General features: G+C 57.6%; 19 protein-coding genes. 10 read left to right on the forward strand and 9 right to left on the reverse strand.

Features of this window, described 5'->3' with window-relative positions; genetic code table 11:
- Nucleotides 1-103 precede the first annotated feature (103 nt).
- Both OCY70_RS09050 and OCY70_RS09055 read right to left on the reverse strand, forming a co-directional pair.
- Complete coding sequence (locus OCY70_RS09050) at nucleotides 104-937, reverse strand: MBL fold metallo-hydrolase (protein ID WP_261944807.1); 834 nt, start codon at nucleotides 935-937, stop codon at nucleotides 104-106.
- Nucleotides 938-1,027: 90 nt separating this feature from the next.
- A protein-coding gene (locus tag OCY70_RS09055) for an IS5 family transposase (protein WP_390905211.1) occupies nucleotides 1,028-1,791 on the reverse strand; the annotation gives its coding sequence in 2 pieces (ribosomal slippage) (nucleotides 1,028-1,455 and nucleotides 1,455-1,791; 765 coding nt in all).
- A 180-nt stretch (nucleotides 1,792-1,971) separates the two neighbouring features.
- On the opposite strand from OCY70_RS09055, the gene OCY70_RS09060 reads away from it, so the two are divergent.
- Both OCY70_RS09060 and OCY70_RS09065 read left to right on the forward strand, forming a co-directional pair.
- Nucleotides 1,972-2,964: a hypothetical protein gene (locus OCY70_RS09060; protein ID WP_261944808.1), complete on the forward strand. Its 993-nt coding sequence runs from the start codon at nucleotides 1,972-1,974 to the stop codon at nucleotides 2,962-2,964.
- A 56-nt stretch (nucleotides 2,965-3,020) separates the two neighbouring features.
- Complete coding sequence (locus OCY70_RS09065; protein ID WP_390905227.1) at nucleotides 3,021-3,170, forward strand: DUF2087 domain-containing protein; 150 nt, start codon at nucleotides 3,021-3,023, stop codon at nucleotides 3,168-3,170.
- 387 nt (nucleotides 3,171-3,557) lie between these two features.
- On the opposite strand, the gene OCY70_RS09070 is transcribed toward OCY70_RS09065, so the two are convergent.
- Nucleotides 3,558-4,802 carry an IS110 family transposase gene (locus OCY70_RS09070; protein ID WP_261944499.1) on the reverse strand — a complete coding sequence of 415 codons (1,245 nt, stop codon included), beginning with the start codon at nucleotides 4,800-4,802 and terminating at the stop codon, nucleotides 3,558-3,560.
- Nucleotides 4,803-5,209: 407 nt separating this feature from the next.
- On the opposite strand from OCY70_RS09070, the gene OCY70_RS09075 reads away from it, so the two are divergent.
- Nucleotides 5,210-7,003: a S9 family peptidase gene (locus tag OCY70_RS09075; protein ID WP_213426655.1), complete on the forward strand. Its 1,794-nt coding sequence runs from the start codon at nucleotides 5,210-5,212 to the stop codon at nucleotides 7,001-7,003.
- A 204-nt stretch (nucleotides 7,004-7,207) separates the two neighbouring features.
- Here OCY70_RS09075 and OCY70_RS09080 read toward each other — a convergent pair whose 3' ends face one another.
- Nucleotides 7,208-7,480 (reverse strand): hypothetical protein, encoded by a 273-nt coding sequence (locus OCY70_RS09080; RefSeq protein WP_213426654.1) that lies wholly within the window; start codon nucleotides 7,478-7,480, stop codon nucleotides 7,208-7,210.
- Nucleotides 7,481-7,740: 260 nt separating this feature from the next.
- The gene (locus tag OCY70_RS09085; protein ID WP_213426658.1) at nucleotides 7,741-8,385 is read right to left on the reverse strand and encodes a LysE family translocator; all 645 of its coding nucleotides are present in this window, start codon (nucleotides 8,383-8,385) and stop codon (nucleotides 7,741-7,743) included.
- 126 nt (nucleotides 8,386-8,511) lie between these two features.
- Between OCY70_RS09085 and pdxR the strand changes: the two genes are divergently transcribed.
- Both pdxR and OCY70_RS09095 read left to right on the forward strand, forming a co-directional pair.
- Nucleotides 8,512-9,885, forward strand: a complete 1,374-nt coding sequence (gene pdxR, locus OCY70_RS09090; RefSeq protein WP_306433907.1) for a MocR-like pyridoxine biosynthesis transcription factor PdxR — start codon at nucleotides 8,512-8,514, stop codon at nucleotides 9,883-9,885.
- 51 nt (nucleotides 9,886-9,936) lie between these two features.
- Nucleotides 9,937-10,446 carry a GNAT family N-acetyltransferase gene (locus OCY70_RS09095; RefSeq protein WP_213426653.1) on the forward strand — a complete coding sequence of 170 codons (510 nt, stop codon included), beginning with the start codon at nucleotides 9,937-9,939 and terminating at the stop codon, nucleotides 10,444-10,446.
- 132 nt (nucleotides 10,447-10,578) lie between these two features.
- Here OCY70_RS09095 and OCY70_RS09100 read toward each other — a convergent pair whose 3' ends face one another.
- Entirely contained in the window at nucleotides 10,579-11,253 is a 675-nt protein-coding gene (locus tag OCY70_RS09100; RefSeq protein ID WP_261944809.1) for a YidC/Oxa1 family membrane protein insertase, read from the reverse strand.
- Nucleotides 11,254-11,819: 566 nt separating this feature from the next.
- On the opposite strand from OCY70_RS09100, the gene hrpB reads away from it, so the two are divergent.
- The 3 genes from hrpB to OCY70_RS09115 all read left to right on the forward strand — a co-directional run bounded on the left by hrpB (nucleotide 11,820) and on the right by OCY70_RS09115 (nucleotide 16,961).
- Nucleotides 11,820-14,381: an ATP-dependent helicase HrpB gene (hrpB, locus tag OCY70_RS09105; protein ID WP_261944810.1), complete on the forward strand. Its 2,562-nt coding sequence runs from the start codon at nucleotides 11,820-11,822 to the stop codon at nucleotides 14,379-14,381.
- Nucleotides 14,382-14,563: 182 nt separating this feature from the next.
- Nucleotides 14,564-15,775, forward strand: coding sequence for a macrolide family glycosyltransferase (locus tag OCY70_RS09110; RefSeq protein ID WP_213426650.1), 1,212 nt, complete (start codon nucleotides 14,564-14,566; stop codon nucleotides 15,773-15,775).
- A gap of 676 nt (nucleotides 15,776-16,451) precedes the next feature.
- A complete protein-coding gene (locus tag OCY70_RS09115) occupies nucleotides 16,452-16,961 on the forward strand; it encodes a CcdC family protein (protein WP_213426649.1) in 510 nt (169 codons plus the stop codon).
- Between the two features lie 260 nt (nucleotides 16,962-17,221).
- Here the strand turns inward: OCY70_RS09115 and OCY70_RS09120 are convergent, their stop codons facing one another.
- Nucleotides 17,222-18,199 carry an aromatic ring-hydroxylating dioxygenase subunit alpha gene (locus OCY70_RS09120; RefSeq protein WP_213426648.1) on the reverse strand — a complete coding sequence of 326 codons (978 nt, stop codon included), beginning with the start codon at nucleotides 18,197-18,199 and terminating at the stop codon, nucleotides 17,222-17,224.
- Between the two features lie 264 nt (nucleotides 18,200-18,463).
- Here OCY70_RS09120 and OCY70_RS09125 point away from each other — a divergent pair, with 264 nt between their 5' ends.
- Entirely contained in the window at nucleotides 18,464-19,810 is a 1,347-nt protein-coding gene (locus OCY70_RS09125) for a solute carrier family 23 protein (RefSeq protein ID WP_213426647.1), read from the forward strand.
- A 69-nt stretch (nucleotides 19,811-19,879) separates the two neighbouring features.
- Here OCY70_RS09125 and OCY70_RS09130 read toward each other — a convergent pair whose 3' ends face one another.
- A complete protein-coding gene (locus OCY70_RS09130; protein ID WP_213426646.1) occupies nucleotides 19,880-21,217 on the reverse strand; it encodes a TrkH family potassium uptake protein in 1,338 nt (445 codons plus the stop codon).
- A gap of 255 nt (nucleotides 21,218-21,472) precedes the next feature.
- On the opposite strand from OCY70_RS09130, the gene OCY70_RS09135 reads away from it, so the two are divergent.
- A complete protein-coding gene (locus OCY70_RS09135) occupies nucleotides 21,473-21,901 on the forward strand; it encodes an EamA family transporter (RefSeq protein ID WP_197254422.1) in 429 nt (142 codons plus the stop codon).
- Nucleotides 21,902-21,955: 54 nt separating this feature from the next.
- Here OCY70_RS09135 and OCY70_RS09140 read toward each other — a convergent pair whose 3' ends face one another.
- The gene (locus OCY70_RS09140; RefSeq protein WP_213426645.1) at nucleotides 21,956-22,948 is read right to left on the reverse strand and encodes a tetratricopeptide repeat protein; all 993 of its coding nucleotides are present in this window, start codon (nucleotides 22,946-22,948) and stop codon (nucleotides 21,956-21,958) included.
- Nucleotides 22,949-23,017: the final 69 nt, after the last annotated feature.

Here is a 23,017-nt window from a genome sequence, read left to right on the forward strand (position 1 = left end):
ACGGGCTCTCGCCCCGGATGCTGCAACTCTATAGCGCCGTTCCTATGAAGGAAGCAAAGGAATCGGCAGGCCGATCAGGAACGCAGGGATGACGGGCCTGTGTCTATTCCGGGGCCGGCCCCCGATCGCGCTCCTTTAAGGCCGCGTGGCTCACTTGCAATGTAACCGTACCGTGCTTGAAGCGGAGAAAGGGCTTGAGCCGATTGACCAAGCTCCGCGGGGAATCGAGCGCTTGCCCGCATGCGGCCTTCAGATCCAGGAGATGACGTTTGCCCATGAAGGGAGCAGGCAGGTAATGACTCCCCAATATCTTGTGACCGGCATAGATGTCGATCATCGCCTGCGCGCTTCGCGCGTAGTCCGGAACGTGGGCGGTTGGGAGATTGGCTACGAGAGGACCGTGGTACAGGGCGTCTGCGACAAAGAAATACCCGTTCTCCTCATCCAACAATCCGACATGATCCGCGGAATGCCCCGGCAATGGAATCACATGGAGCTTCCGGTTCCCTAAATCTATCGTCTGACCCGCCTTATACCATTCCTGAACGGGGAAGGAATACCGCTTGAATGACAACCGTAACCGCCAGTGCGGGGTGAACAGGTTGTTTTTTATTTGCTCTCGGTTGATGGCAAGGTCGGTCAGCGCGATATGCTTGAACTCGTGGTTATTGCCGATATGATCGAAATGAGCGTGGGAATTAAACAGGATGACCGGCAGATGGGTGAGCTGTCTGATAAGCGGGGCGATCGTTATTTTTCCCGAACCGGAATCAAAGAGCAGCGCCCGCTCGATCCCGATCAGAAGAAACGCATTATTTTTTTGATAATAGCGGGGTTCGTGAATCCCATACGTCCTCCTGTCCAATGGATCGACCTGGTGCCAATTATCATGTAAGGCACGGCCATCCGCTGTGGATGCACCGCTTCCTCCAGCCATACGAGTCCCTCCTTCTTCTTCCAAACGAGTTGCTGCACGGTTCTTATATATCCGTGGGTTACACTCTTCTCTAGGGCGTGTATGCAAACCTTAAGCCAACCAGATCATGGAAGAGGCCAGCTTTAAGAAGGCAACAAAAGTACAGGCCAATTTATCGTACCGAGTTGCCAGCCGACGATTATGTTTGAGTTTGTTGAACAGGCATTCGACCAGATGACGCTCTTTATACAACCACCAGTCGGTTGTACGTTGGATCGTGCGATTCTTCTTACTGGGAATGACGGAATGGGCCAGTTTCTCTTCCAAAAGCGCAATGATTTTATCGGTATCGTATCCGCGATCCGCCAAAACATGTTTACCTTGTATGTCTTGGGTTTGCAGGATCTCATAACCCGTTACACAATCATTGATGTTGCCTGCGGTTACTTCGAAGCGTAGCGGATTGCCAAGGCCGTCTACAACGGCATGAATCTTGCTGGTTAATCCTCCGCGTGATCGTCCGATGGCTTGGAATTGCTGCCCCCTTTTGCCCCCGCGCCGTGTTGGTGAACACGAACGATGGAAGCATCGAGCATAACACTTTCGTCATCGGGATTGGCAGCCAGAACGTCTAGCATTCGATCAAAGATGCCTGCTTTCTCCCAGCGGCGGAAACGACTGTAGACACTGCTCCAGGAGCCATAATGCTCTGGCAAGTCTCGCCAAGGCGCACCAGAACGAATCACCCAAAGCATGGCATTGAACATTTTTCGGTTATCGATTGCCGGACGTCCACCCTGTGGTTTCCGTTCCGGTGGCAAGAGGTCTTTGAGTCGTTCCCATTGGTCATCTCGTATCTCATATCGTCTTCTCATAGGATAAGTTTACCAGATATTTGGCTATTTCGATAGTTTGCGTACACGCCCTAGTGAAATCATATAATGAACAATTATTCATTGTATAATCCTGTATTTCCTTCGTATAATTAGGAGGGTGGTCGGGGGTGTACGGCGTCCCTGTTCCATGTTCAATAATACATAGGGGGAGACACGACGATGAGATGGACCAAGTGGGTCAGATGGATCGCGCCGCTGTGGATGGCCGCATTGCTCTTAAGCGCTGTTCCGGCGCATGCGCAGGCCGAGGAATGGGATTGGGAAGAAGAGAGCGTTGAACTGAATATGGAGGATATCGATGCTGCTCTCCTTCAGCGGGTGCAGCAGGAAATGAAGAAGCTCGCAGGGAAAGAGATTGAACTGACCCATGCTTATCAATCAGATGAGATGATCTTTCTTACCGGCGCGAACGAGCACGACTATGCCAGCTTCCTTATCGAGGATATCGATAATTCCCTGTATGTAAGCGCGGCGATTTCCTATGAGGAAGTGCCGAACAAGGACAGACAAGCTGCGGAGAAGGCGCTCAAAGCGCTGGACGGGAAGAAAAAATTCAAATTTACCGATGTCTTTAAAGCGAAAGAGGCAGCAGAAAAGAGCATCACTTATTCTATCAATAGCGATGATGCAAGCGTAGTGGTCAGCAATGGCGCCGTTACCTTCGCGGGGATTGAATACCCGGCGGCTCAAGCGGATAAAAAGGCGTTGGCCCGGGCGCAGGAAGCGGTCAAAGAGATGTCCAAAGCGGCGGGCGTGTCCGCTCCGAAGCTGACGGAGGCCATCCGCACCAAAGCTGTGGACGCAGATGTCTGGATGTTCAACGACAGTGACGGGAAGGCTTCCGTAGTCGTAGGGACAAAGACGGGGAAAATATGGAGCGTCTCCGTATTAGACAACAAGCCCATTGATTATGATCAAATGGAAAAAATGGCGAACAAAATGAGCAACGAGAAGAAGCTTGCCGCCGTCTCGCCGATCGTCAAGAAAATTTTCGGAATCGATATGAAAGGATATTCCGTGTCCTGGAGTCCGGACTATCCGATGATGTTCGAATACACGAAGAAAGGCCAGCCGTCGATATACGGAATGATGTCTTCCTCAGGGAAGTTCACCGCGATATCAATCCAGCCGGCAAAAGGCATAGCAGAATAAAGCAACCATGGAATGGGCTGCCCGCCCGGCTCGTCATGAGCCGGCGGAGCGGCCTTTTGCGTCTTCCATCGGCGGTCCCGGCGGCGCATGCCGATGATGTTACGCTGCGCCGTGACCTCATGGAATACGGCTTCCTGGATCGGGAGACCGACGGAAGCGCCTATTGGGGGAAAAATAAGCCGAGCCCATCGAAGAACAGCGGTTAAATAAACGGGGGTCCTGCGAACGGAACGGGACACCGCCGCAGCATGGGGATTTTCTTATACAGCAACAGACGATCCGCCTTGAATGGTCAGGGCTGGCGCGGCCTGCGCCATGAGAAAGCCCGCTTTACACGGAAGCGGAAATCGGGATATGATAGACGTATTCCTATGCCAAACTTTGGGATGCGGTGCCGTTCCATTTCCCGGTTTGGCGCCAAGAAGTCCAGCGGTATGATGTCAAGTCCCTGATTGATGAGAATTGGAAAATTTCCTTGGCGTGCAGCAGGATCAATCCCAAAAAAGGCATCACCAAACTAGACCCAGTCGAAAATTAAGTAAAATACCATAATTTAACTGGGAATTAGAGAAGAAAATTCATGAGCCAAGGCATTATTGCTCTGTCGGCTTCACCTTCCTTCTGGGCGTATAGAGTTGGTCGTTGCGTAGCAGCACATCGACCAGACGCACAAGTTTTCTTGCCGTTAAGACGAGGGCACGTTTGTGTTGATGCTTAGGGACTTCATTGAATTTCTTCCGGTAGTACTCCCCGAATTCCGGGTCGCGGTTTTTTACCGAGTTGGCAGCTTCAACAAGGTAGTAGCGAAGGAATCGGTTGCCGGAACGAATGCGCTTTGTATCTTCCGCCTCGAAGGAGCCGGATTGGTGCTTGCGCCACGTCAGACCCGCATACTTGGCCAAGGCGGCTTGATCCGTGAAGCGGTCGATGTCGCCGATCTCGGCCAGGATGCCTGCGGCATAGACCCGATCAATGCCCGGAATGGAACGGAGGCACTGGCTGCTGGAAATGCCGTCTAAAATGCGCTCAATCGCCTTGTCGAGCTCTTTAAGCTGACTCTGGATGCTCCGGATCGACTGAATTGAGGTGCCCAGCACCAAATCAATGGAATCCTCGACAACCTTCGAGAGACGGTACGAGGCCCGAGCCGCCTTTTGAATACAGCGGGCGACGTGTTCGGGATCGGGGAAACGATTTCTCCCCTTGTCCTTGAGATAGTCAGCCAAACGGGCGACATCCATATTCGCCATCTCATCCAGACTATACTTTTCCGAGAGCATTTCCATGATGGCATGGCCGAACACGGAACTGTCCACCTCCGCGCGAAAAGCATTGCACTTGTAGAACAGATTTTGCAAAAAGTATTGCTTCTCGCGGGTAAGGTTGTGTACGAGATGGAATCGCATGCGAGTGAGCCGCTGCAAGGCGATGTACTGTTCCTGCATCACGATAGTCGTCGTGAGTCTGCCAAAACGCAGGCGGTCTGCAATGATCCAGGCATCGATGCGATCGGTTTTGTCCAGGTCGGCATAAGCGTCTTTGAATTTGTTAATCAGCTTCGGATTAATGGTGAACACCTTGGCATTCAATTGTTGAAGGGCCTCATCTTCATGCAAGTACATGGCTGGATGCCAGCTGTAGACGGATGTGGCTTCAAGCCCGATATGAACCTCAGAGCAGGCTGTCTTGACCGCAGCAGAAATGATGCGATCCCGCAAGTAAGAGGCGCCGTGCAGATTGTTGGTGGTCTTGAAGGTCTCCAGGGTGTCGCCATCCGATTTCATCAAACAGGCTTCCAGTTCTTCGGAACTGACGTCAATACCGACAAAAAGCTTCAAGAGAATTCCTCCTTTCTATAAGGGATTCAGGGAACGGACTCTCCGGACTGTCTCCGGCGCACTCGCCGATCAATCACCCTCGCATATGAGAACACGCTTCGGTTCATGAGCTGCCCCGACGCTGCTACAGTCGGGCATGAGTTGCCGAAGGGAACAGCCAGCGGGTAAGAAGTGCAAGCGAGTACCGGAGAAACAGACTTAAAAAGTAGATTGGACTACAGGAGGGAGACGAATTTCCCCGAATGGAACCCTAAGTTCCATTGTCCAGAGACATTCCGGAAAGTCCAGTCCCCATATTAATTTTCAATGTGCAAGCTGGAAATTTTGAAGGCATTCTATGTTCCTATAAAGGACTGGAAAAAGACTCAAAACTGCCTTCAGGAAATACTATACGAGGAGGGGTTATGATGCTGCAGTTTCCAAAGCCCGATGTAGAGCAGTATTTCCAGACGACGGTCATTCGCCAGTTCGCGGTCAGCCGGGATGAGAACCGAATCGTGTTCAGCAGCAACCTGAACGGCCATTACAATCTGTGGGCGATAGAGATGGAGGGGACCGCTTTCCCTTACCCGCTGACGTATATCAATCAGGTCAGCAGCTTCATTGCCATCGACCCGGAGCAGCGCCATATTCTGTGCGGCTTCGATCGCGACGGAGACGAGAATTACCACATCTATGCGCTTCCGCCGGCCGGAGGCAAGCCGATACCGCTGTTCGAGGCGGATGAGAAGGATAAGATGTATTTCGCCCACCTGTCGGAGGACGGGGAGAGATTATATTATTGCACGAGCCGGAATAATCCGAATTTTTTGAACAGCCGCGTATACCATTTGCGGACGAAGCAGGACGAGCTTCTGATTGAGGGAGAGGGGGCGGCCACGGATCTGGAGGCGGTCAGCCCGGGCGAGGGCCGCTTCGTCTACGGCCATTCCTATAGCAATACCTATCGCGTGCTCTATGTCCGCACCGAAGAAGGCGACCTCCCGCTGGTACCCGCCGAAGAGAGCGAGGTTCACCGAAGCAGCCGCGCCATCTTTGTGGATGAAGACATGATTGTCTTCACCACCGATTACAAGTCGGAGTATGCCTACGCTGCTTCTTACCATATTCCGAGCCGCCAGTTTTCCGAGCTGTGCCGGATTCCGCGGGAAGGCATCGTCGAGATCAAGTGGCACAAGGACAGCCGTACGCTCTACTTCGTTACGGAAAAAGGGGTGGAGGATCGCCTGTACCGGTTCTCGCTGGATGCGCGCGAATTGGCGCCGATGGAGCTTCCGAACTCGCTGGTCGACCAGATTCATGTCGCCAAATCGGGCACCGTCTACCTGCTCGCCCGCGGAGCAGCCTCTCCGGCGAATATTTACAAGCAAGCGAACGGCGGCTGGAAGCAGTTGACCCGGAACCTGCCGACCGGACTGACGCCCGAGCAGATGGTAGAGCCGGAGGTCGTCACCTATTCCTCCTTCGACGGGATGGAGATAGAGGCGCTGCTGTTCCGGGCGAAGGAGGAAGCGGCCAGCGGCTACACGATATTTTGGCCGCATGGCGGTCCGCAGGCGGCGGAGCGCAAGCAATTCCGCAGCATGTTCCAATACTTCCTCGCCCAGGGCTACCATATCTTCGCTCCGAACTTCAGGGGCAGCACCGGCTACGGCAGCTCGTTCGTGAAGCTGGTCGAGTGCGACTGGGGGGAAGGCCCGCGTCTCGATTGCGTGGCCGGGATGGATTGGCTGTTCGAGCAGGGCATCTCGTCCAGGGAGCGCCTGTTCATCGTGGGGGTCAGCTACGGCGGCTATATGACGCTGCTGCTGGCCGGACGCCATGCGGATTATTTCCGGGCGGCGGTCGATATCTTCGGCGTCAGCAATCTGTTCACCTTCTACCATTCGGTGCCGGAGCATTGGAAGCCGATGATGGATCGGTGGGTCGGCCATCCGGAGCGCGACAAGGAGCGCTTCATCAAGGATTCCCCGATTACTTATCTCGAAGGCATGACGAACCCGATGCTGGTCATCCAGGGCGCGAACGATCCGCGCGTCGTCAAGGCGGAGTCCGACCAGATCGTCGAGCGGCTTCGCCAGCAAGGACGCGATGTCGAGTATATCGTGCTGGACGATGAAGGGCATGGATTCACGAAGAGAGAGAACGAAATGCGGGTGTACCGCGCGATCGTCGATTTCCTGCAGCGCCACCAAGGGTAGGCGCAAGCAGCAGACTGTCCCCAAGAGGCCGCACAGGTCCGGGGGACAGTTTTTTGATCGGAGGAAAAATGGGGTAAGGAACGTATTATTCATGTTTTGCGCCGATGAGTATATGGCCGATGAGTATATGATGGTGGCTGCAGATGGAGTTCCTTGTACGTCTTCTCTTCCAGCATGCTGCCCTGCGCATCATACATTTTCACACTAGAGGCTGCCGTTGAATGCCGTGTTCTCGTTATAATTGCCGACATAGACCGTGATCCGGTAAATGTCGTCATCACGGAACGCCCCGACCTTGGCGACAATATGATCAACCGGCCGGATCAGATTGAGATCCTTGGTCGTCCCGGTATGCAGGTCATCCAAAGATTGCAGCATCCGCGCTTCCATATGGTGAGCGTCGTAGGACACGGCGTAAATGAAAAAGCTGGCGGCGCCGTACAGCACCAGGGCCGCTCCGGCCGAGCTCTTCAGCACGGTCTTGCGATCGTAGCCTCCGGCGAGGATGCCGATGACGGCGAATATCCATTAGACGACCGCGATCCCATGGAACGGCATCGCAAGCAATTCCGGATAAAAGGTCATAAAGCGGCGTCCTCCCGATACATCGTTTTTCTACGCGGTTTTATGTTGTTTACCCTATGCGGGGGCAACTGAATCGTATGCCTCGAATCATATTTGAACGAAATCAGTGTACATGGAGAACGGCCGGATTGTAAAGAAAGAGCAGATTCCCGTTATCCGCGCAGCAGCAGAATGGTTTGTTGAACAGCGCAATAACCGAAGTAGACGCCGAACCCGATAAGCGACCACCCGGCAATGATCGAGATCCATTTCATCAGCTGCGGGGAGAGGGCTCTTCGGCTCAGATGGACGACGAGCGAGACCGAGAAGTCCCACAGGCACACTCCGGCAAAAATCGCGCAGCTTAACCATAACGCCTGGCCGTTCCCCGAGGATTCCAGCGTTTTGGTCATGACCGATCCATAGATGCCGATCCAGAACACGATGTTCATCGGATTGGCAATCGCGATGAGGAAGCCGGACAAGAACGACGATCTGACCGATTTCTTCCGGGCTGAACCGCCGGTATCTTCCGCATCGATGACGGAACGGGCTTCGCGGATGCTGTCATACCCGAGCTTCAGCAGCACGCCGCAGCCCAGGAGCCAGATGATCAGCTTCGCCAGCGGCGTCGTTACATAGGCGGCTGCCCCAAAATAAATCAGCAGCATGAACACGACGTCGGCGCACATCGCGCCGATGCCGACGCACCAGGCGTTCCAGAACCCTCCTCTCAGGCCGGCTTTAATCTGGGCCACATTCACGGGTCCGACCGGGGCCGACAGCGAAATACCAAGCAGCATATAACTGAACCACATGCTCATCCACGATGTTCCTTTCTTCAGGTAATCAAAGCTTGCAAAGTCTGCTATAATCATAGGCAATCACTGTCCTGACGATAAGTGACAGATTTACGGTTCTTGATGGGGACAGAAGGGGGGCTAATGGTGGACCTGATTCCATACTTTGACGAACAGGCGGGGGAACCGAAATACGAGCAGATCTACCGGTATATGAAGCGGCAGATTTTGAGCGGCGCCATTCCCGCGGGAACGAGACTGCCTTCGATTCGGCAGCTCGCGGAGAGCCTGCATCTGAGCCGCAACACTGTCGAGGCTGCCTATCAGCAGCTCCAGGCGGAAGGCTATGCCGATAGCCGGCCACGCGCCGGCTTGTTCGTCTGCGACCTGGAGAGCGACGCGGAGCTGCCTCCGCCAAGCCGCCAGCGGGATGCGCCGCCGCCAGCCGCTCCGGCCGCTGCCATGGACTATGAGATTGATTTCCGGCACGGCAACATCGATGCCGGCGGCTTCCCGCTCCCGCTCTGGCGCAAGCTGTCGAACGACATATGGCGGCTGATGCCCGTCGAGGCCTTGCAATACGGGGATCGGCAGGGCGAGCCCGGGCTGCGCAAGCAGATTGCCGCTTATGTGCGCCGGTCGCGGGGAGTCGATTGCGAGCCGGAGCAGATCGTGATCGGCGCAGGAATTCAGCAGCTGCTGATGCTGATCAGCCAGATGATCGCGAGCGAACGCCGGACGGTCGCAATCGAGAATCCCGGCTATGACGGCGCCTGGGCGATCTTCCGCAACCACGGGCTGCGCCTTGTCTCCGTTCCGATGGAGCGGGACGGCTTGAACGTCGGTCTGTTGAAGGCGAGCGGCGCGGAGGCGGTCTATATTACGCCGTCCCATCAGTTCCCATGCGGCATGGTCATGCCGGTGGCGAAGCGGCTGCGGCTGCTGCAGTGGGCGGAGGAGCGGGACGGCCTCATCATTGAGGATGACTATGACGGCGAATTCCGGTATCATGCGAAGCCGATTCCGGCGCTGCAAGGACTGGATTCAGGAGGAAGGGTGATCTATATGGGCACCTTCTCCAAGTCGCTGCTGCCGTCCATCCGCGTCAGCTATATGGTGCTGCCGCCGGCGCTGCTGGAACGGTACCGGACCGATTTTGCCGTGTACGAGCAGACCGCATCCAAGCTGCATCAACTGACGCTGGAGCGGTTCATGGAGGAAGGGCACTGGGATCGGCATGTGCGGAAAATCCGCAAAATTTACCGCAAGAAGCACGCGGCCCTGCTGGCTGCCGTCAAGCGCATGATGGGCGGACAGGTCCGGATCATCGGCCAAGATTCCGGACTTCACGTGCTGCTTCGCGTCGGCAACGGCATGACGGAAGTGGAGCTGCTGCAGGCGGCGGCCCGTGTCGGGGTGAAGGTGTACCCGACTTCGAACTATTGGGGGGGAAGGCGCGGACACCGAAGCCCCCACCCTGCTGCTCGGCTACGGAGGCGTCAGCGAGCAGGAGATTGAAGACGGAATCGGCCGGCTTTATGAGGCCTGGTTCGCGAAAGGATGAGGTCGATGAACAAGGGAAATATCATTGCATCGTCCAAGCTGGAACTGCGGACGACGGAAGAGCGGGATCTGGTCTTCGTCTTGGAGACCGAGAACGACCCGGACAATCGCCCGTTCATCGGGCAATGGACCGCGGAGCGGCATCGGGCCGCCCTGACCGAAGAGGATGTGCTCCATGCCGTGCTTCGCGACAAGCAGGGCGCTCCGGTGGGGTACTTGATTGTGACGGGGTTGACGGATCCGAACCGGTCGGTGTGCATCCAACGCATCGCGCTGAAGCAGAAGCGCCGGGGGTACGGGACCGAGGCGTTGCGGCTGATCGTGCGATGGATTTGGGAGCAGACGGAGGCGCACCGCATTTGGCTGGATGTCAAGGAAGGGAACGGACGCGCGCGCCGCGTCTATGAAGCGGTCGGCTTCGTTCATGAAGGGACATTGCGGGATTGCCTTTTTAATGGGGATCAATTCGAATCGCTCTCGATTATGTCAATTCTGAGATCGGAATATAAGGGTTAGGGTGACCGAACGAAATAACAGGCAGGATGCCGCGGCATCCTGCCTCTGTTCGTTGCAGTTGGTAAGAAGAGTCGCAGTCCGGAGCCGGAGCCCAATTTATCCGCCCCGTCTCTCGCGCTCGTATTTCCCCGGTTAGGACGCCTCCGGCATATTTTTATACAGCAGGCGGCGGCCCCAGCCCGTGCGGAAGAACAGCCGCTCCATAATAAAATAGAGCTTGTTCGCTGTCCAATACAGCCCAAGCGCGACCGGCATTCTCCACAGAAAAAGCAAGGACAGTCCGGTCGCCAGCAGCGGCAGAAGGCTGCGGCTCAGGCCGCTGCCGGCTCCGGCGAGCTCGGCCGTCAACGGGATAAGCATGCTGATGAACGATACCGCCGCATAGGCGAACGGAACGATATGCCACGGATCGGACTGCGCGAAGGAGGCCACCCAGGGGACGAGCCAGGAGCTCATCGCGCTTCCGTGAACAGAGAATAATTGATACAGCGCGTAGAGAATCGGCATTTGCACGAGCAGCGATGCCAGTTGAGAAATCGGGCGGATTCCGTATTTCGCATACAGCTTGCCCGTCTCCTGAAGGAGACGTTCACTGTCTTCTCCGCATTGCGCGCGAACGGCCTGCAGCTCCTTCTGCATTCTCGCTTGCCGCAGCTGCTGCCTGGACGTGTGCAGGCTCATAGCAAAGAGCAGCCCGCGCACCGCCAGCGTGAATAGGATTACGGCGATGCCCCAATCCCCAATCAGGCCGTACAGACCTGTCAGTACCACATACAAAATATCTATTATCCCTTGTAACAGAGCCATCGACATCCCTCCCTGTGAATATACGCTGTTGGTGATTCACAGAGAGAGACTGGGGTTCATCCAGGGTCCGCTTCCCGCTGCGGCGCGGGATTTTGCTCCGAATGCGCCGCAGACCGGCCAGAAGGGGATGAACCGCCGACTCGCCTTCGGGAGGAGCGGGGACCGAGAGCCGCGCCGAGAGGTGCGCGTGCAGGCACGGGGCCTGCAGCCGGGCCGACAAGAAGTATCCGGCCAACAAGCTGCACATGCTGATCAATAGGAACATCAGCGACCAATCGATGGACAACTCGATATCCATTCCGCTCACCCCCTTCCGTTAGACGTTAGCTATACCGTTACATACGAACCAGCGGAAAATGCGTTTCGTCCAATAATAGGCTCCTGCCCTGCCGCATTGCCAACGGTGCCGCCTCTCATCTATGATGGACGAAGGGAAGACGGGCCAGGAACACGGAACTGTCGTGTACTGCCCCGCCGCAGGAATGCGGCCTCATGCCCCCTTCACCGGTCGCGACGCCGATTGACGCCGCCGCGAATGGAATCAGAGATGGAGTTGGAGTGAAAGAATGGTGGAGCAACAGAACCGATTGCCGATAGAGAATGCCCTGCCCGCGCTGAAGGAGGCTCTGCACGCTGGCGGCGGGGCGGTGCTCGTCGCCGAGCCGGGAGCGGGCAAGACGACCCGCGTGCCGATGGCGCTGCTGGACGAGCCCTGGCTTCGCGGCCAGCGCATCGTGATGCTGGAGCCGCGGCGGCTGGCGGCCCGTTCGGCCGCCAGCTATATGGCGCGGGCGATGGGGGAGAAGCCCGGCGAGACCGTGGGCTACCGGGTCCGCCTCGATACGAAGGTGAGCGCCGCGACGCGGGTGGAAGTCATCACGGAGGGCGTCCTGACCCGGATGCTGCAGGACGACCCGGCGCTGGAGGGCGTGGGCCTGCTCATCTTCGATGAGTTCCATGAGCGGCATCTCGACGCCGATCTCGGCCTGGCGCTGGCGCTCGAATCGCAAGCGCTGCTGCGCGGCGATCTGCGTATCCTCGTCATGTCCGCCACGCTGGAGGCCGAGCCGGTCGCCGCCCTGCTGGGCGGCGTGCCCGTCATCCATAGCCCGGGACGGACGTATCCGGTGGATACGCATTATGCCCCGCAGCCGGAGAGCGTGCCGCTCGAACGGGCGGTCGCCCGGACGATCGCCGCGGCGCTGCAGCGCCATGATGGCGACCTCATGGCGTTCCTGCCCGGCGCGGGCGAGATTCGCCGCACGGAGGAGGCGCTCCATGCGGAGCTGCGCTCGCAAGGCATGGACGGGCGGGTGCGGATCGCCACGCTGTTCGGCCAGCTCTCGGCCGAAGCGCAGGACGCCGCGATCGCGCCCGGGACGGACGGCCGGCGCAAGGTCGTGCTCGCCACGGCGCTGGCCGAGACCAGCTTGACGGTGGAAGGCGTCCGCATCGTCGTCGACAGCGGCCTTATGCGCGTGCCGCGCTTCTCGCCGCGCACCGGGATGACGCGTCTGGAGACGCTGCCCGTCTCCCGCGCGTCCGCCGACCAGCGGCGCGGCCGGGCCGGCCGGATGGGCCCCGGCGTCTGCTACCGGCTCTGGCCGGAAGCGCGCCACGCCCAGCTTCCGGCGCAGAATACGCCGGAAATTCTGGACGCGGATCTGGCCCCGCTCGTGCTGGAGCTGGCCGCCTGGGGCACCGCCGCCGCCGACCTGCGGTGGCTGACCCCGCCGCCCGCGGCCGCTCTGGCCCAAGGCGCCGATCTGCTCCAACGGCTCGGCGCCCTGACGCCGGCCGGGGCTTTGACGGCGCACGGGCGCGAGCTGGCCGGGAGCGGCCTGCACCCGCGGATCGCGCACATGATCGTGCGGGCCGAGCCGCTTGGCCTCGGCGCCGCCGCCTGCGATCTGGCGGCGCTGCTTGGCGAGCGCGATCTCTTCCGCAAGGACCCGGGTGCGGCGGAGACGCCGCTGAGCCCGGATCTGTCCTTGCGCCTGGAGGCGCTCGCGGCCCGCCGCGCTCCGCAGGCGGCGGCTGCGGCCGGCGGCCGGCTGGACGAGGGCGCCGTCCGCCAGGTGCGCGAGCAGGCGCAGCGCTACCGCCGGGCGTTCGGCGCCCCCGCGGACGCGCCGCCGCCATCCGCCGCCGAGGCGGGCCTGCTGGCCGCGTTCGCGTACCCGGACCGCATCGCGGAGCGGCGGGCGGACGGCCGCTACCTGCTCGCGAACGGGCGCGGGGCGGCCTTCGCTCCCGCCGTGGCCCGCAATGCTCCGCTGGCGCGCGAGCCCTACCTCGTCGCCCTGCAGCTCGACGACACCGGCGCGGACAGCCGCATCCTGCAGGCGGCGGCTGTGGCCCGCGCCCTGCTGGAGCGGCACTTCGCCGAGCAGCTCGTGCGGGAGACGCAGGTCGCCTGGGACGCGGCGGCCCAAGCGGTCCGCGCGCGCGAGCGCGTTCGGCTGGGCGCGCTCACGCTCGCCGACGCGCCGCACCCCGCCCCCGATGCGGAGGCGGTCCAGCGCGCGCTGCTGCAGGGCATCGCCCGGGAAGGGCTGGCCCTGCTGCCGTGGACCAAGCAGGCGCGCCAATGGCAGACGCGCCTTCAATTCATGCACCGGCATCAGCCGGATTGGCCCGATGCCGGGGAGGAAGCCCTCCTCGCGACGCTGGAGGAGTGGCTCGGTCCGCACGTCTACGGGATGCGAAGCCGTGCGGACCTGCAGCGCCTCAACCTCGCGGCGGCGCTCGAAGCGCTGCTTCCATGGGAGAAGCGGCAGCAGATCGAGCGGGAAGCGCCGACCCATATGACGGTGCCGAGCGGATCGCGAATCGCGATCGATTACACCGATCCGGATCGGCCGGTGCTCGCCGTGCGGCTGCAGGAAGTGTTCGGCTGGAAGGAGACGCCGCGGATCGCGAACGGCGCGGTGCCGCTGACGCTGCACCTGCTCTCGCCGGCCCGGCGCCCGGTGCAGGTCACGCAGGACTTGGCGAGCTTCTGGCAGAACACCTATTTCGAGGTCAAAAAAGATCTGAAAGGCCGCTACCCGAAGCATTATTGGCCGGACGATCCGCATGAAGCCATCGCGACACGCCGGACGAGGCCGCAGCCGCCGCGCGGATAAGCGGATCTGTACGCTCCGAACAGGCAGCTCATCAACTGATGAACGAGATGCCTATAACCCCGTTGTTGTTCCCTTGCGCAAGGGATGGCGGGGTTCAAGTGTTGTTTGACCCTGTGAGCGGCCTCCTTTATAATGGAAATGGAGTCATATCCTATTTCAGTATAATTTTGGAGGTGGAGTAAGTGGCACGTGTATTATACGCAACAATTCCAGCAGAAGGTCACGTTAATCCTACGATAGGTTTAGTGAAGCAACTGGTCGACAACGGAGAAGAAGTCGTCTATATGTGCTCGGAACAATATCGGTCCAGGCTTGCCCGGACCGGGGCGCAATTCCGACCCTATCAAATGGATGAAACCGTATTTAGACAGCTTGGTTTTAATCCAACGGAATATACACACCCGCTTCACTTCACCGATTTTATTGTGCGAGGCATTATTGAACCTCATATTCCTGAAATTTTAAGGCAGACAGAGGGCGAATCCTTTGATTACCTGATTTTTGACTCCTTGTTCGGGTGGGGAGGGGCCATTTTAGGGGAAAAGTTAGGCATCCCGACGATCTGCTCGATTACCAACCTGGCTTTCGCCGAGCCTCTGAGCAGTATTATAGAAGTGTTCGATGCCGATGATGTAGATGTGGAAGCTCTTTATGCCAGAGTGGAGAAGACGGCGCAGAGGGTCGCTCAGGCCTGCAGCGTAGCCGTGCCCGCCATTGAAGACATTACCCGCCAGTATGGGCAATTTAAAATTGTATTTACAAGCCGCGATTTCCAACCGGACGCGGACAAGCTTGACGATAGCTATATCTTTACTGGACCTTCCATTACGCCGCGTCCTGATGCGCCCTCCTTTCCGTTTGAACAGCTTCGATCGCGATATGATAAAGTGGTCTACATCTCAATGGGAAGCATTTTGACCAAGGATGTGGAGCTGTACAAGCTTTTCTTTGAGGCGTGTGAAGATATCCCGGCACAATTTGTGTTATCTTGCGGCAAAGATACGGATCTCGATTCGCTGGGTGATCGGATTCCGCATCATTTTATCATCGAGCCGTATGTTCCCCAACTGGAAGTGCTCCAGCATGCGGATGCCTTTATTACGCATGCCGGCATGAACAGCGCAAGCGAGGGGTTATATTATAACGTGCCTCTGGTCATGATTCCATTAAGCTCGGATCAACCCATTGTCGCGAAGCGGGTAGAGGAGTTGGGAGCCGGTATTTCTTTAAATAAGAGCGAGCTCACGCCTGAAGCGTTGAAGTCCGCTTTGCTGCAAGTGTTGAATGAATCTTCTTATACAGAGCGTGCCAAGCGGGTAGGGGATTCCTTGCGCAGCGCCGGTGGGTACACCGAAGCCGCGAAGCGGATTATGTCCTTATTTTCTAAAGTATAAAAGGCAAGATGGAGATATACCGTTAAGTTGAGCAGCTTGGCTGCAGACTCACTCAAGTGGCCTTACATAAGGGGCTGTCCGATAAGTCGTTTTTAGCTGGAGCGAGACAGCCCCGCCCTTGCTTCTCACAGCGAAGTGGCTGAAAAACTGTGAATATGCAGTTTTCCTTTATGACGTGTACTCCGTTACAGGGATTCCTGCAAAACTTCATCAATTTCAGGCAATTCAATAGATAAAAGGTAAAAACCGATGGAAATAATGTGCTTTTACAGGAATTTCATCCAAGTAGTCGCTTAAATAACGTAAATTGCTGCATTCACGCAGGATTTCACTGCCTCATCCCTCTTCTGTCGCTTTCCCCGCCGCCGTTTTTTTCCGCCTCCACATTCCCTGTTGACCCGTCACCCTGATCATTTTTGCAGTGCCTATGAGACACCCCAGGTCGCCGCTGTATGGGGCAAGTCCGGCACAGAGGACGGCGGCGGGAAGAAGCGGGCAGAACCGTTTATTCCCGGACGTCCGCAAGTTGGCGGACACCGGGAAGCGTCCGGCTGCGGGGGAAGCGGGAGGGGATCTTTTGTAAGCGAGGGCATACTCATGTAAAATAAGTCATAGATGACCGAGGGCGACGCGGGTGCCCTGCGGTTCTTATTTTAGTCTATCGAGGTGAATGACCATGTCACATGCCCTAATATCGTCGCAATGGATGTCACTGCTTGTATCGCTCGCGGCCGGGACGGCGGTCATTGTGCTGCGCCTGCGCGCGTCCCGCAAGCCGACATCCGCCAAAAAGATTATTATGCCGCCTGTCGGCATGGCCTCCGGATTTCTCATGTTTGTCGTGCCGGCGATGCGGATCCCGTGGACATGGGGACTTGCCGCTTTTGTAGCCGGCGCGGTATGCTTCTCGTACCCGCTTATCCGCACATCGCGGTTCGAGGTGAACGACGGGCAAGTGTACCTGAAGCGTTCGAATATGTTCATCGTGGTCATCGTCGCGCTGTTGATTTTGCGGCTCATTCTGCATGATGTCGTGGAGCAGGTTGTCTCGATCACGCAGAGCGCGTCCATCTTCTTCATCCTGGCGTTCGGGATGCTGCTTCCTTGGCGTGTGGCCATGCTGATGCAATACCGGAAGCTGACAGGTTCTGCGGATACAGGCGCGGAAGAGAACCGCTCCACGTAGACATGGCGGCGGACGGAGCTGACGTAACGGAACTGCCGGAACGGAGCCGCTGGATGCGGAAGCGCGGCCCCGCAGTTCATGTACCCGGCATGCAGCGCTATACACGAGGTTACGCCTATACGGAGTCCGCTTCTTCCCGAACATGGGAAGGGGCGGGCTCTTTGTGTGGAGACCGTTCTAGGCATGCACAGCGTTTTGCCCTCGATCCCAAAATACGAAAAAGTCTGGCAACCTGTACACGCCTCAGACTTGTAAGCGGCTCAAGCGGTTCCCCACTCGACCCCGAGCTCCTTCAAATATTGGCGGTAAGCGATGCTGACTCGGTCGCATTTGAGCGACAGCTCCACCTGAAGGTCAAGCGGCAGATCCTCCGGCTTCTGGTTCTCGACGACCGGCTTGTCCTGCGCGAAAATCATGTCTTGGAAGCTGGTAATCTCATTGTCGCTCAGCCCTGGAGCATAGCTGAACGAGATGATGCCGTAAGCAACGGACGTCGCCGAGTCCTGCGGACGAACCGTCAGCAGAATCGACATGCGCTGCCCGTTCTCCTTGTCGCGCTTGACGAACTTGACCGTGAGCGGACGCGCAATCTCATACGTATAGTACACATGCTTCGCTTGTCCGCTACCATCCGGATCCGGCTGGAAAATCTCGATCTCCTCCGAACGGATGCCCTCCGGCACCCGATGCACCCGATAATCTCCGATCTCGGTATGCGTCTCGACCCCGAGATAGCCTTCATGCACGACGGCCAGATGGCCGACATCGAGGAAGTTCTCCACGATCCGCGGCGGCTTCGCTTCGACGGTCTGCGGCCCCCAGACGACATGGCGCCATCCTTCCGCTTCATATTCCGGGAACGGGAACCACGGCGCGTCCTTCCCGCCGAGATTGACCCAGATGAAGCCGTAACGCTCCTCACATCCGTATGCAGTCGCTTGCGCTTTCTTCGGAATGGCCTGCTCCGCCGGCAGCTGCGGAATGTGCGCGCAGGCGCCGGAAGGGTCGAATTCCCACGCATGATACGGGCATACGAGGTGCCCGTTCTTGACGCAGCCAAGCGATAACGCCGCTCCGCGATGGATGCACAGATCCTTGAACGCATGCACGCCGTCCTCCGTGCGGAACACGACGACGCGCTCTCCCATGATGTGGACCTGGATCGGCTTCTCCTTTACCTCATCCGCCCGGCAGGCGACAATCCATTCCTTGCGCAATACTTCATCCTGGATGATCATGATCTTGGTATATCCCTTTTTTATGGAAGTGTTATGAATCAATGAGAGTTTTGATTCGAAAGTTCTACAATCAATCTATCCTTTTCTTATTTTAGGAGATATATTCGAAGAAGTCAATCCAAAACACGAACAATATATTGGTAAACAGAAATAATATTCGTAAATTATCTATACAAATCGGAGGATTGAATTTATAATCTGGAGTTGTGAGCTATATCACATCCAGGACTACATTCGAACCGCAATGGGAGGAACAGCACACTTATGGAACCGTCAACCAAGTCGAACAACCTTATCGTTGGAGTAGATGATAAGATCGGCGTCGGGAAGGCTTTTATTTTGGGCTTGCAGCATGTATTGGCGATGGATTTGTACATTGCTCCAATCGTTATCGCCGGCCTGCTTAGTTTGAGCGCGTCGGACACTTCCTTTTTTATTCAAATGTGCTTTTTGGGAACGGGCATCGCGACCTTGATTCAGACCGGCTTCGGACTCCGGCTGCCGGTCGTTCAGGGACCGTCTTATGTGCCTATCGGGGCCATGGGGGCCATCGGCAGCAAGCTGGGGCTCGGCGCGATGACCGGGAGCCTGATTCCCGGGGCGCTGCTTATCGCCCTGCTGGGCATGCCGTTGAAATGGTTCGCCAAGGCAGTTCGCCGTGTCATCCCTCCGCTGGTCGGCGGCACGGTTATTCTCATTGTCGGTATTTCGCTTATGCCGGTCGGCATGAGCAATATTTATAGGGCGGAAGGCGATCTGTGGACGAATGTGCTGATTGCCGCCGTCTCCGCGGGCGCGCTTATTCTCTGCATGCTGCTCGGCCGCCGTTCGAAGGGGCTGGGCACCGTGTCGCGCCTGATCTCCGTTATCGTCGCGATCGTGGTCGGCACGATTACCGCTTCCTTCTTCGGAACGGTCGATTTTACGCCGGTCGCTGAGGCGGACTTGCTGGCGATTCCGAGCTTGTTCCCGTTCGGAGCTCCGGTCTTCGACCTGAGCGCCATCTTGACGATGGTCTTTGTCTATTTCATTATTCTGATCGAGACGACCGGAACCTGGTTCGTCATCTCTCAAGTTACCGGCAAAGAGCTGACGGGCGAGCGCTTGAACCGCGCCGCCGCCGGCGAGGGACTCGGCTGCTTCGCCGGCGCCCTGTTCGGGGGCACGCCGATGACCGGCTACTCCTCGAACGCCGGCCTGATCGCGGTGACGGGAGTAGGCAGCCGCATGGCGATTATGGCGGGTGGCTTCATCCTGCTCCTGCTCGGCCTCGTGCCGAAGCTGTCTACGGCGATTACCTGCATTCCGGAGCCGGTTATCAACGGCATCTTCGGCGTCGTCTGTGTCGCGATTGTCGTGAACGGCCTCAAGGTCATTCAACTGATTGACCTTGATGAACGCGCGATGATGATTATCGGGGTGCCAGTCCTGCTGACGATGGCGGTGACGGTGCTGCCGAAGGACGCGCTGGTCGGTCTGCCTGACTTCGCCGTCTATATTTTATCTTCCGGTATTACCGCCGGCGCGATCGCCGCGCTCGTGCTGAACCTGATTATTCCGGGCGGGCGCGCTGCTTCGGCCAAGGACGCGGCAACGGATACGGCGGCTTAGCTACTATCGATCGTTGATTCCGATAAACAAATAACCCCCGCTGCGCCCTCATGGCAGCGGGGGTTATGGTTACCCGATCATGATTTTCCCTTCCGGATAGCGATAGAGCGATTGCTCCCGGCGATTGCCGAGCGCGTAGGCGAGCGTCATGGGCCCGATTCTGCCGATGAACATCGTCATGGCGATGACGAGCTTCCCGAAGGGGGAGAGCTCGGGGGTCAGCCCCATCGACATGCCAACCGTCGCCACGGCCGAGACGGTGTCGAACAGAATGCTGATGAACGGCACATCCTCGGTGAACGCGAGCAGCATCGAGACCGACAGCACCATGAACAACGCCAGAAAAATCACCGTCAGCGCCTTGATGATCAGATCCTTCGGCAGGCGGTGGCGGAACAGCACGGCATCCTCGCGTCCCTTCAGCATCGCATAGACGGCCGCCATCAGAATCGCGAACGTCGTCGTCTTAATCCCGCCGCCCGCGGAGCCGGGCGAAGCGCCGACGAACATGAGCATAATCAGGAAAAATTGCGTCACCTGGCGCATATCCGCCACATCCAGCGTTACGGTTCCGGAGGAGCGGGTCGATACCGACTGGAAGAAGGAAGCATACAGCTTGCCTTCCCAGCTCATCGATCCGAGCGTATAGCTGTTCGAGAATTCGAAGATGAAGAGCAGAACCGCCCCGCCCGCGACGAGAATCGCCGTCATCGACATGACGACCTTGGAGTGCAGCGAGAGCCGCCGCTTCTTCGGATAATCATACAGCTCCGCCAGCACGATGAAGCCAAGACCCCCGGCGATGACCAGGAAGAAGGCGACGAGATTGGTCACCCCATCCTCGGCGAACTGCTGGAAGCTGTCGCCGAACAGGTCGAAGCCCGCGTTGTTGAACAAGGATATCGAATGGAAAAGACTATACGCGAATGATTGCCCGAGCGGCATCGTCTGTCCCCAATGCAGCGTCAGCACGACGGTGGCCGACGATTGGATGATGACGACGAAGATGATGACCCGCCGAATCGTGCGCACAATCCCTTCCATGCTGTTGGCGTTGATCGACTCCTGCAGGATAAGGCGTTCGCGGAGCGATATCTTTTTCCCCAGCATCAGATAGAACAGCAGGGCCACCGACATGAAGCCGATGCCCCCAATCTGGACGAGGGAAATAATCACGCCTTGTCCAAAGGCAGAAAAGGTCGTGCCGACATCGACGACGACCAGCCCGGTTACGCAGACGGCGGAGGTCGCCGTAAATAACGCATCCACGAAGGAAATGGAATGACCCGGCGCCAGCGAGACAGGCAGCTTCAGCAGCAGGGTTCCGATTGAAATAATAAACAGAAAACCCGTCACCAGCACGCGGGCGGGCGTCCAGTGCAGCGTCCTTTTTTTCAACAGGTTCATGAAGAAGGTCTCCTTTTGGTCCACAACGAAAAAATAATGATCGCAACGACGCCGGCTCGGCGCCGAATCGGATGGGAACGTAAAACGAAGACTAGTATATCGTTCTCCGCTTCCGTTGTAAACAAGCGTTCCATGTTTTAATGAACATTTTCCTATTCTCTGGGATGGAATGCAAGCTTTTGGCGGCGGAAGGCGGACGCGTTTTGCCGTATAATGGACAGTGTGCCGATAGGTTTAGAAAAAGGAGGAAAAAGCATGGGAAGCTGGTTATGGTTCGCTTTGCTGTCAGCCGTGATGGCGGCGCTCGTCTCGCTCTTCGGCAAGCTTGGCATGAAGAATGTCGATCCGGACACCGCCACCGCCGTGCGGGCGGTCATTATGGCCGTGTTCCTGTTGGGCGTGCTGGCCATTCAGGGCAAGCTGACGCAGGTCGGGGAGATTCTCGCCAACCGGAAGGCGCTGCTCTATATCGTGCTGAGCGGGGTAGCAGGCGCGCTGTCATGGTTGTTCTACTTTATTGCGATTCAGAAAGGCGAGGTCTCGAAGGTGGCGCCGGTCGACAAGCTCAGCGTCGTGTTGGCCGTGGGGTTGGCATTCCTGTTCCTGGGGGAGCGCTTGTCGCTTGTCGCCAGCCTGGGCGTGCTTCTGATTACCGTCGGGGTCATCATGACGGCGATCGGCTGAGCGGAGCAAGGAGAAGAGACTTGCAATCATACATATGCGAAGCGGCCCAAGGTATCATGCCCAAGGCCGCCCGTATACTTTCCAATTGACATACCACCGGCTAATCCAATGTGTCGAGACATGAATCAGGATAAAGGCAACGAGCAGCACCGGTTTAAGAAAAGCAAATAAGACCCAAATGACAAACCATATCCACGGATTCAGCTTCTGGAACCACTGGGCCGGCAGCCAGACGAGGCGAAAGGCCAGGTTGGCCTTCTGCAGCGTGTCCATATACTCCTCCCGGACCTGGGCATCGTCCGGATCCAGGCGGACGGCCTTCTCCATCAGTCGGAGCGAGTGCTCCTTCTCCCCGCGCTGGTCGGCTGCCCATGCGAGCTGCATCAGCGTGTAGGCATGCTCCTCTTCCATCGCCAATGCCTGGCGTTCGGCTTCCTTCGACTCCGCCGTCCGCTGCAGCTGCGCCAATACATAGCTGTAGGTGGCGTAAGCGAGTCCGGCCGGCTCGATATCGATGCACCGCTCCAGCGAGAGAACGGCTTGCTCCAGCGCGCCCTTGCGCATCTGGTGCTGCGCGAGCAGCAGATGCGGCGTCGGGTCGTCGGGCGCCATCGCGATCAACTGCCGCGCCGCCGTCTCGAACGCAACCCACTCTCCCCGGTCATAATAGATGCCCATCCGCACCCGCCAGGCGTCCGGCTGATAAATGTCCCGCCGCAGCGCTTCTCCCGCCCAATCGAGAGCTTTATCCGGATCGACGGGCTTATGAACGACGGCAGCCAGCGACATAATGGTCGGATGCTCCGGATATTCCAATTGCAACCGCATGGCTTCCCGCAGCGCTCCCTGATACTCTTGCTTTTGGTATAGCTGGTTGATGCGCTGGATCGCCTGCTGCAAATATCGAATCGTATGTTGATCGTACTCTTCCCTGCCGCAGGCCGAATTCGATTCGTCTGCCGCCGGGGTCTGCTCCTGCGCCGCCGGAGGACATGGTTCGGTGTCTTGCGTGTCCTGAACCGGCTCTTGATGCGCATTCCGCGTCATCCTCCATCACCTCCAAGTATTTTCTTATGCTGTCTAGAACGATGGATATGTGATCCGTATCCACGGTAA

It is taken from the genome of Paenibacillus melissococcoides (assembly GCA_944800085.1).
Taxonomy (GTDB): domain Bacteria; phylum Bacillota; class Bacilli; order Paenibacillales; family Paenibacillaceae; genus Paenibacillus_B; species Paenibacillus_B melissococcoides.

Excerpts from the sequence above, each read along its gene's own strand:
- OCY70_RS09115 (WP_213426649.1), top strand. The coding sequence starts at position 16,452 with ATGTCACATGCCCTAATATCGTCGCAATGGATGTCACTGCTTGTATCG.
- OCY70_RS09085 (WP_213426658.1), bottom strand. The coding sequence starts at position 8,385 with ATGTGGTTCAGTTATATGCTGCTTGGTATTTCGCTGTCGGCCCCGGTC.
- OCY70_RS09095 (WP_213426653.1), top strand. The coding sequence starts at position 9,937 with ATGAACAAGGGAAATATCATTGCATCGTCCAAGCTGGAACTGCGGACG.
- OCY70_RS09135 (WP_197254422.1), top strand. The coding sequence starts at position 21,473 with ATGGGAAGCTGGTTATGGTTCGCTTTGCTGTCAGCCGTGATGGCGGCG.
- OCY70_RS09075 (WP_213426655.1), top strand. The coding sequence starts at position 5,210 with ATGCTGCAGTTTCCAAAGCCCGATGTAGAGCAGTATTTCCAGACGACG.
- hrpB (WP_261944810.1), top strand. The coding sequence starts at position 11,820 with ATGGTGGAGCAACAGAACCGATTGCCGATAGAGAATGCCCTGCCCGCG.
- OCY70_RS09140 (WP_213426645.1), bottom strand. The coding sequence starts at position 22,948 with ATGACGCGGAATGCGCATCAAGAGCCGGTTCAGGACACGCAAGACACC.
- OCY70_RS09060 (WP_261944808.1), top strand. The coding sequence starts at position 1,972 with ATGAGATGGACCAAGTGGGTCAGATGGATCGCGCCGCTGTGGATGGCC.
- OCY70_RS09125 (WP_213426647.1), top strand. The coding sequence starts at position 18,464 with ATGGAACCGTCAACCAAGTCGAACAACCTTATCGTTGGAGTAGATGAT.
- OCY70_RS09130 (WP_213426646.1), bottom strand. The coding sequence starts at position 21,217 with ATGAACCTGTTGAAAAAAAGGACGCTGCACTGGACGCCCGCCCGCGTG.
- OCY70_RS09050 (WP_261944807.1), bottom strand. The coding sequence starts at position 937 with ATGGCTGGAGGAAGCGGTGCATCCACAGCGGATGGCCGTGCCTTACAT.
- OCY70_RS09100 (WP_261944809.1), bottom strand. The coding sequence starts at position 11,253 with ATGGCTCTGTTACAAGGGATAATAGATATTTTGTATGTGGTACTGACA.
- pdxR (WP_306433907.1), top strand. The coding sequence starts at position 8,512 with ATGGTGGACCTGATTCCATACTTTGACGAACAGGCGGGGGAACCGAAA.
- OCY70_RS09120 (WP_213426648.1), bottom strand. The coding sequence starts at position 18,199 with ATGATCATCCAGGATGAAGTATTGCGCAAGGAATGGATTGTCGCCTGC.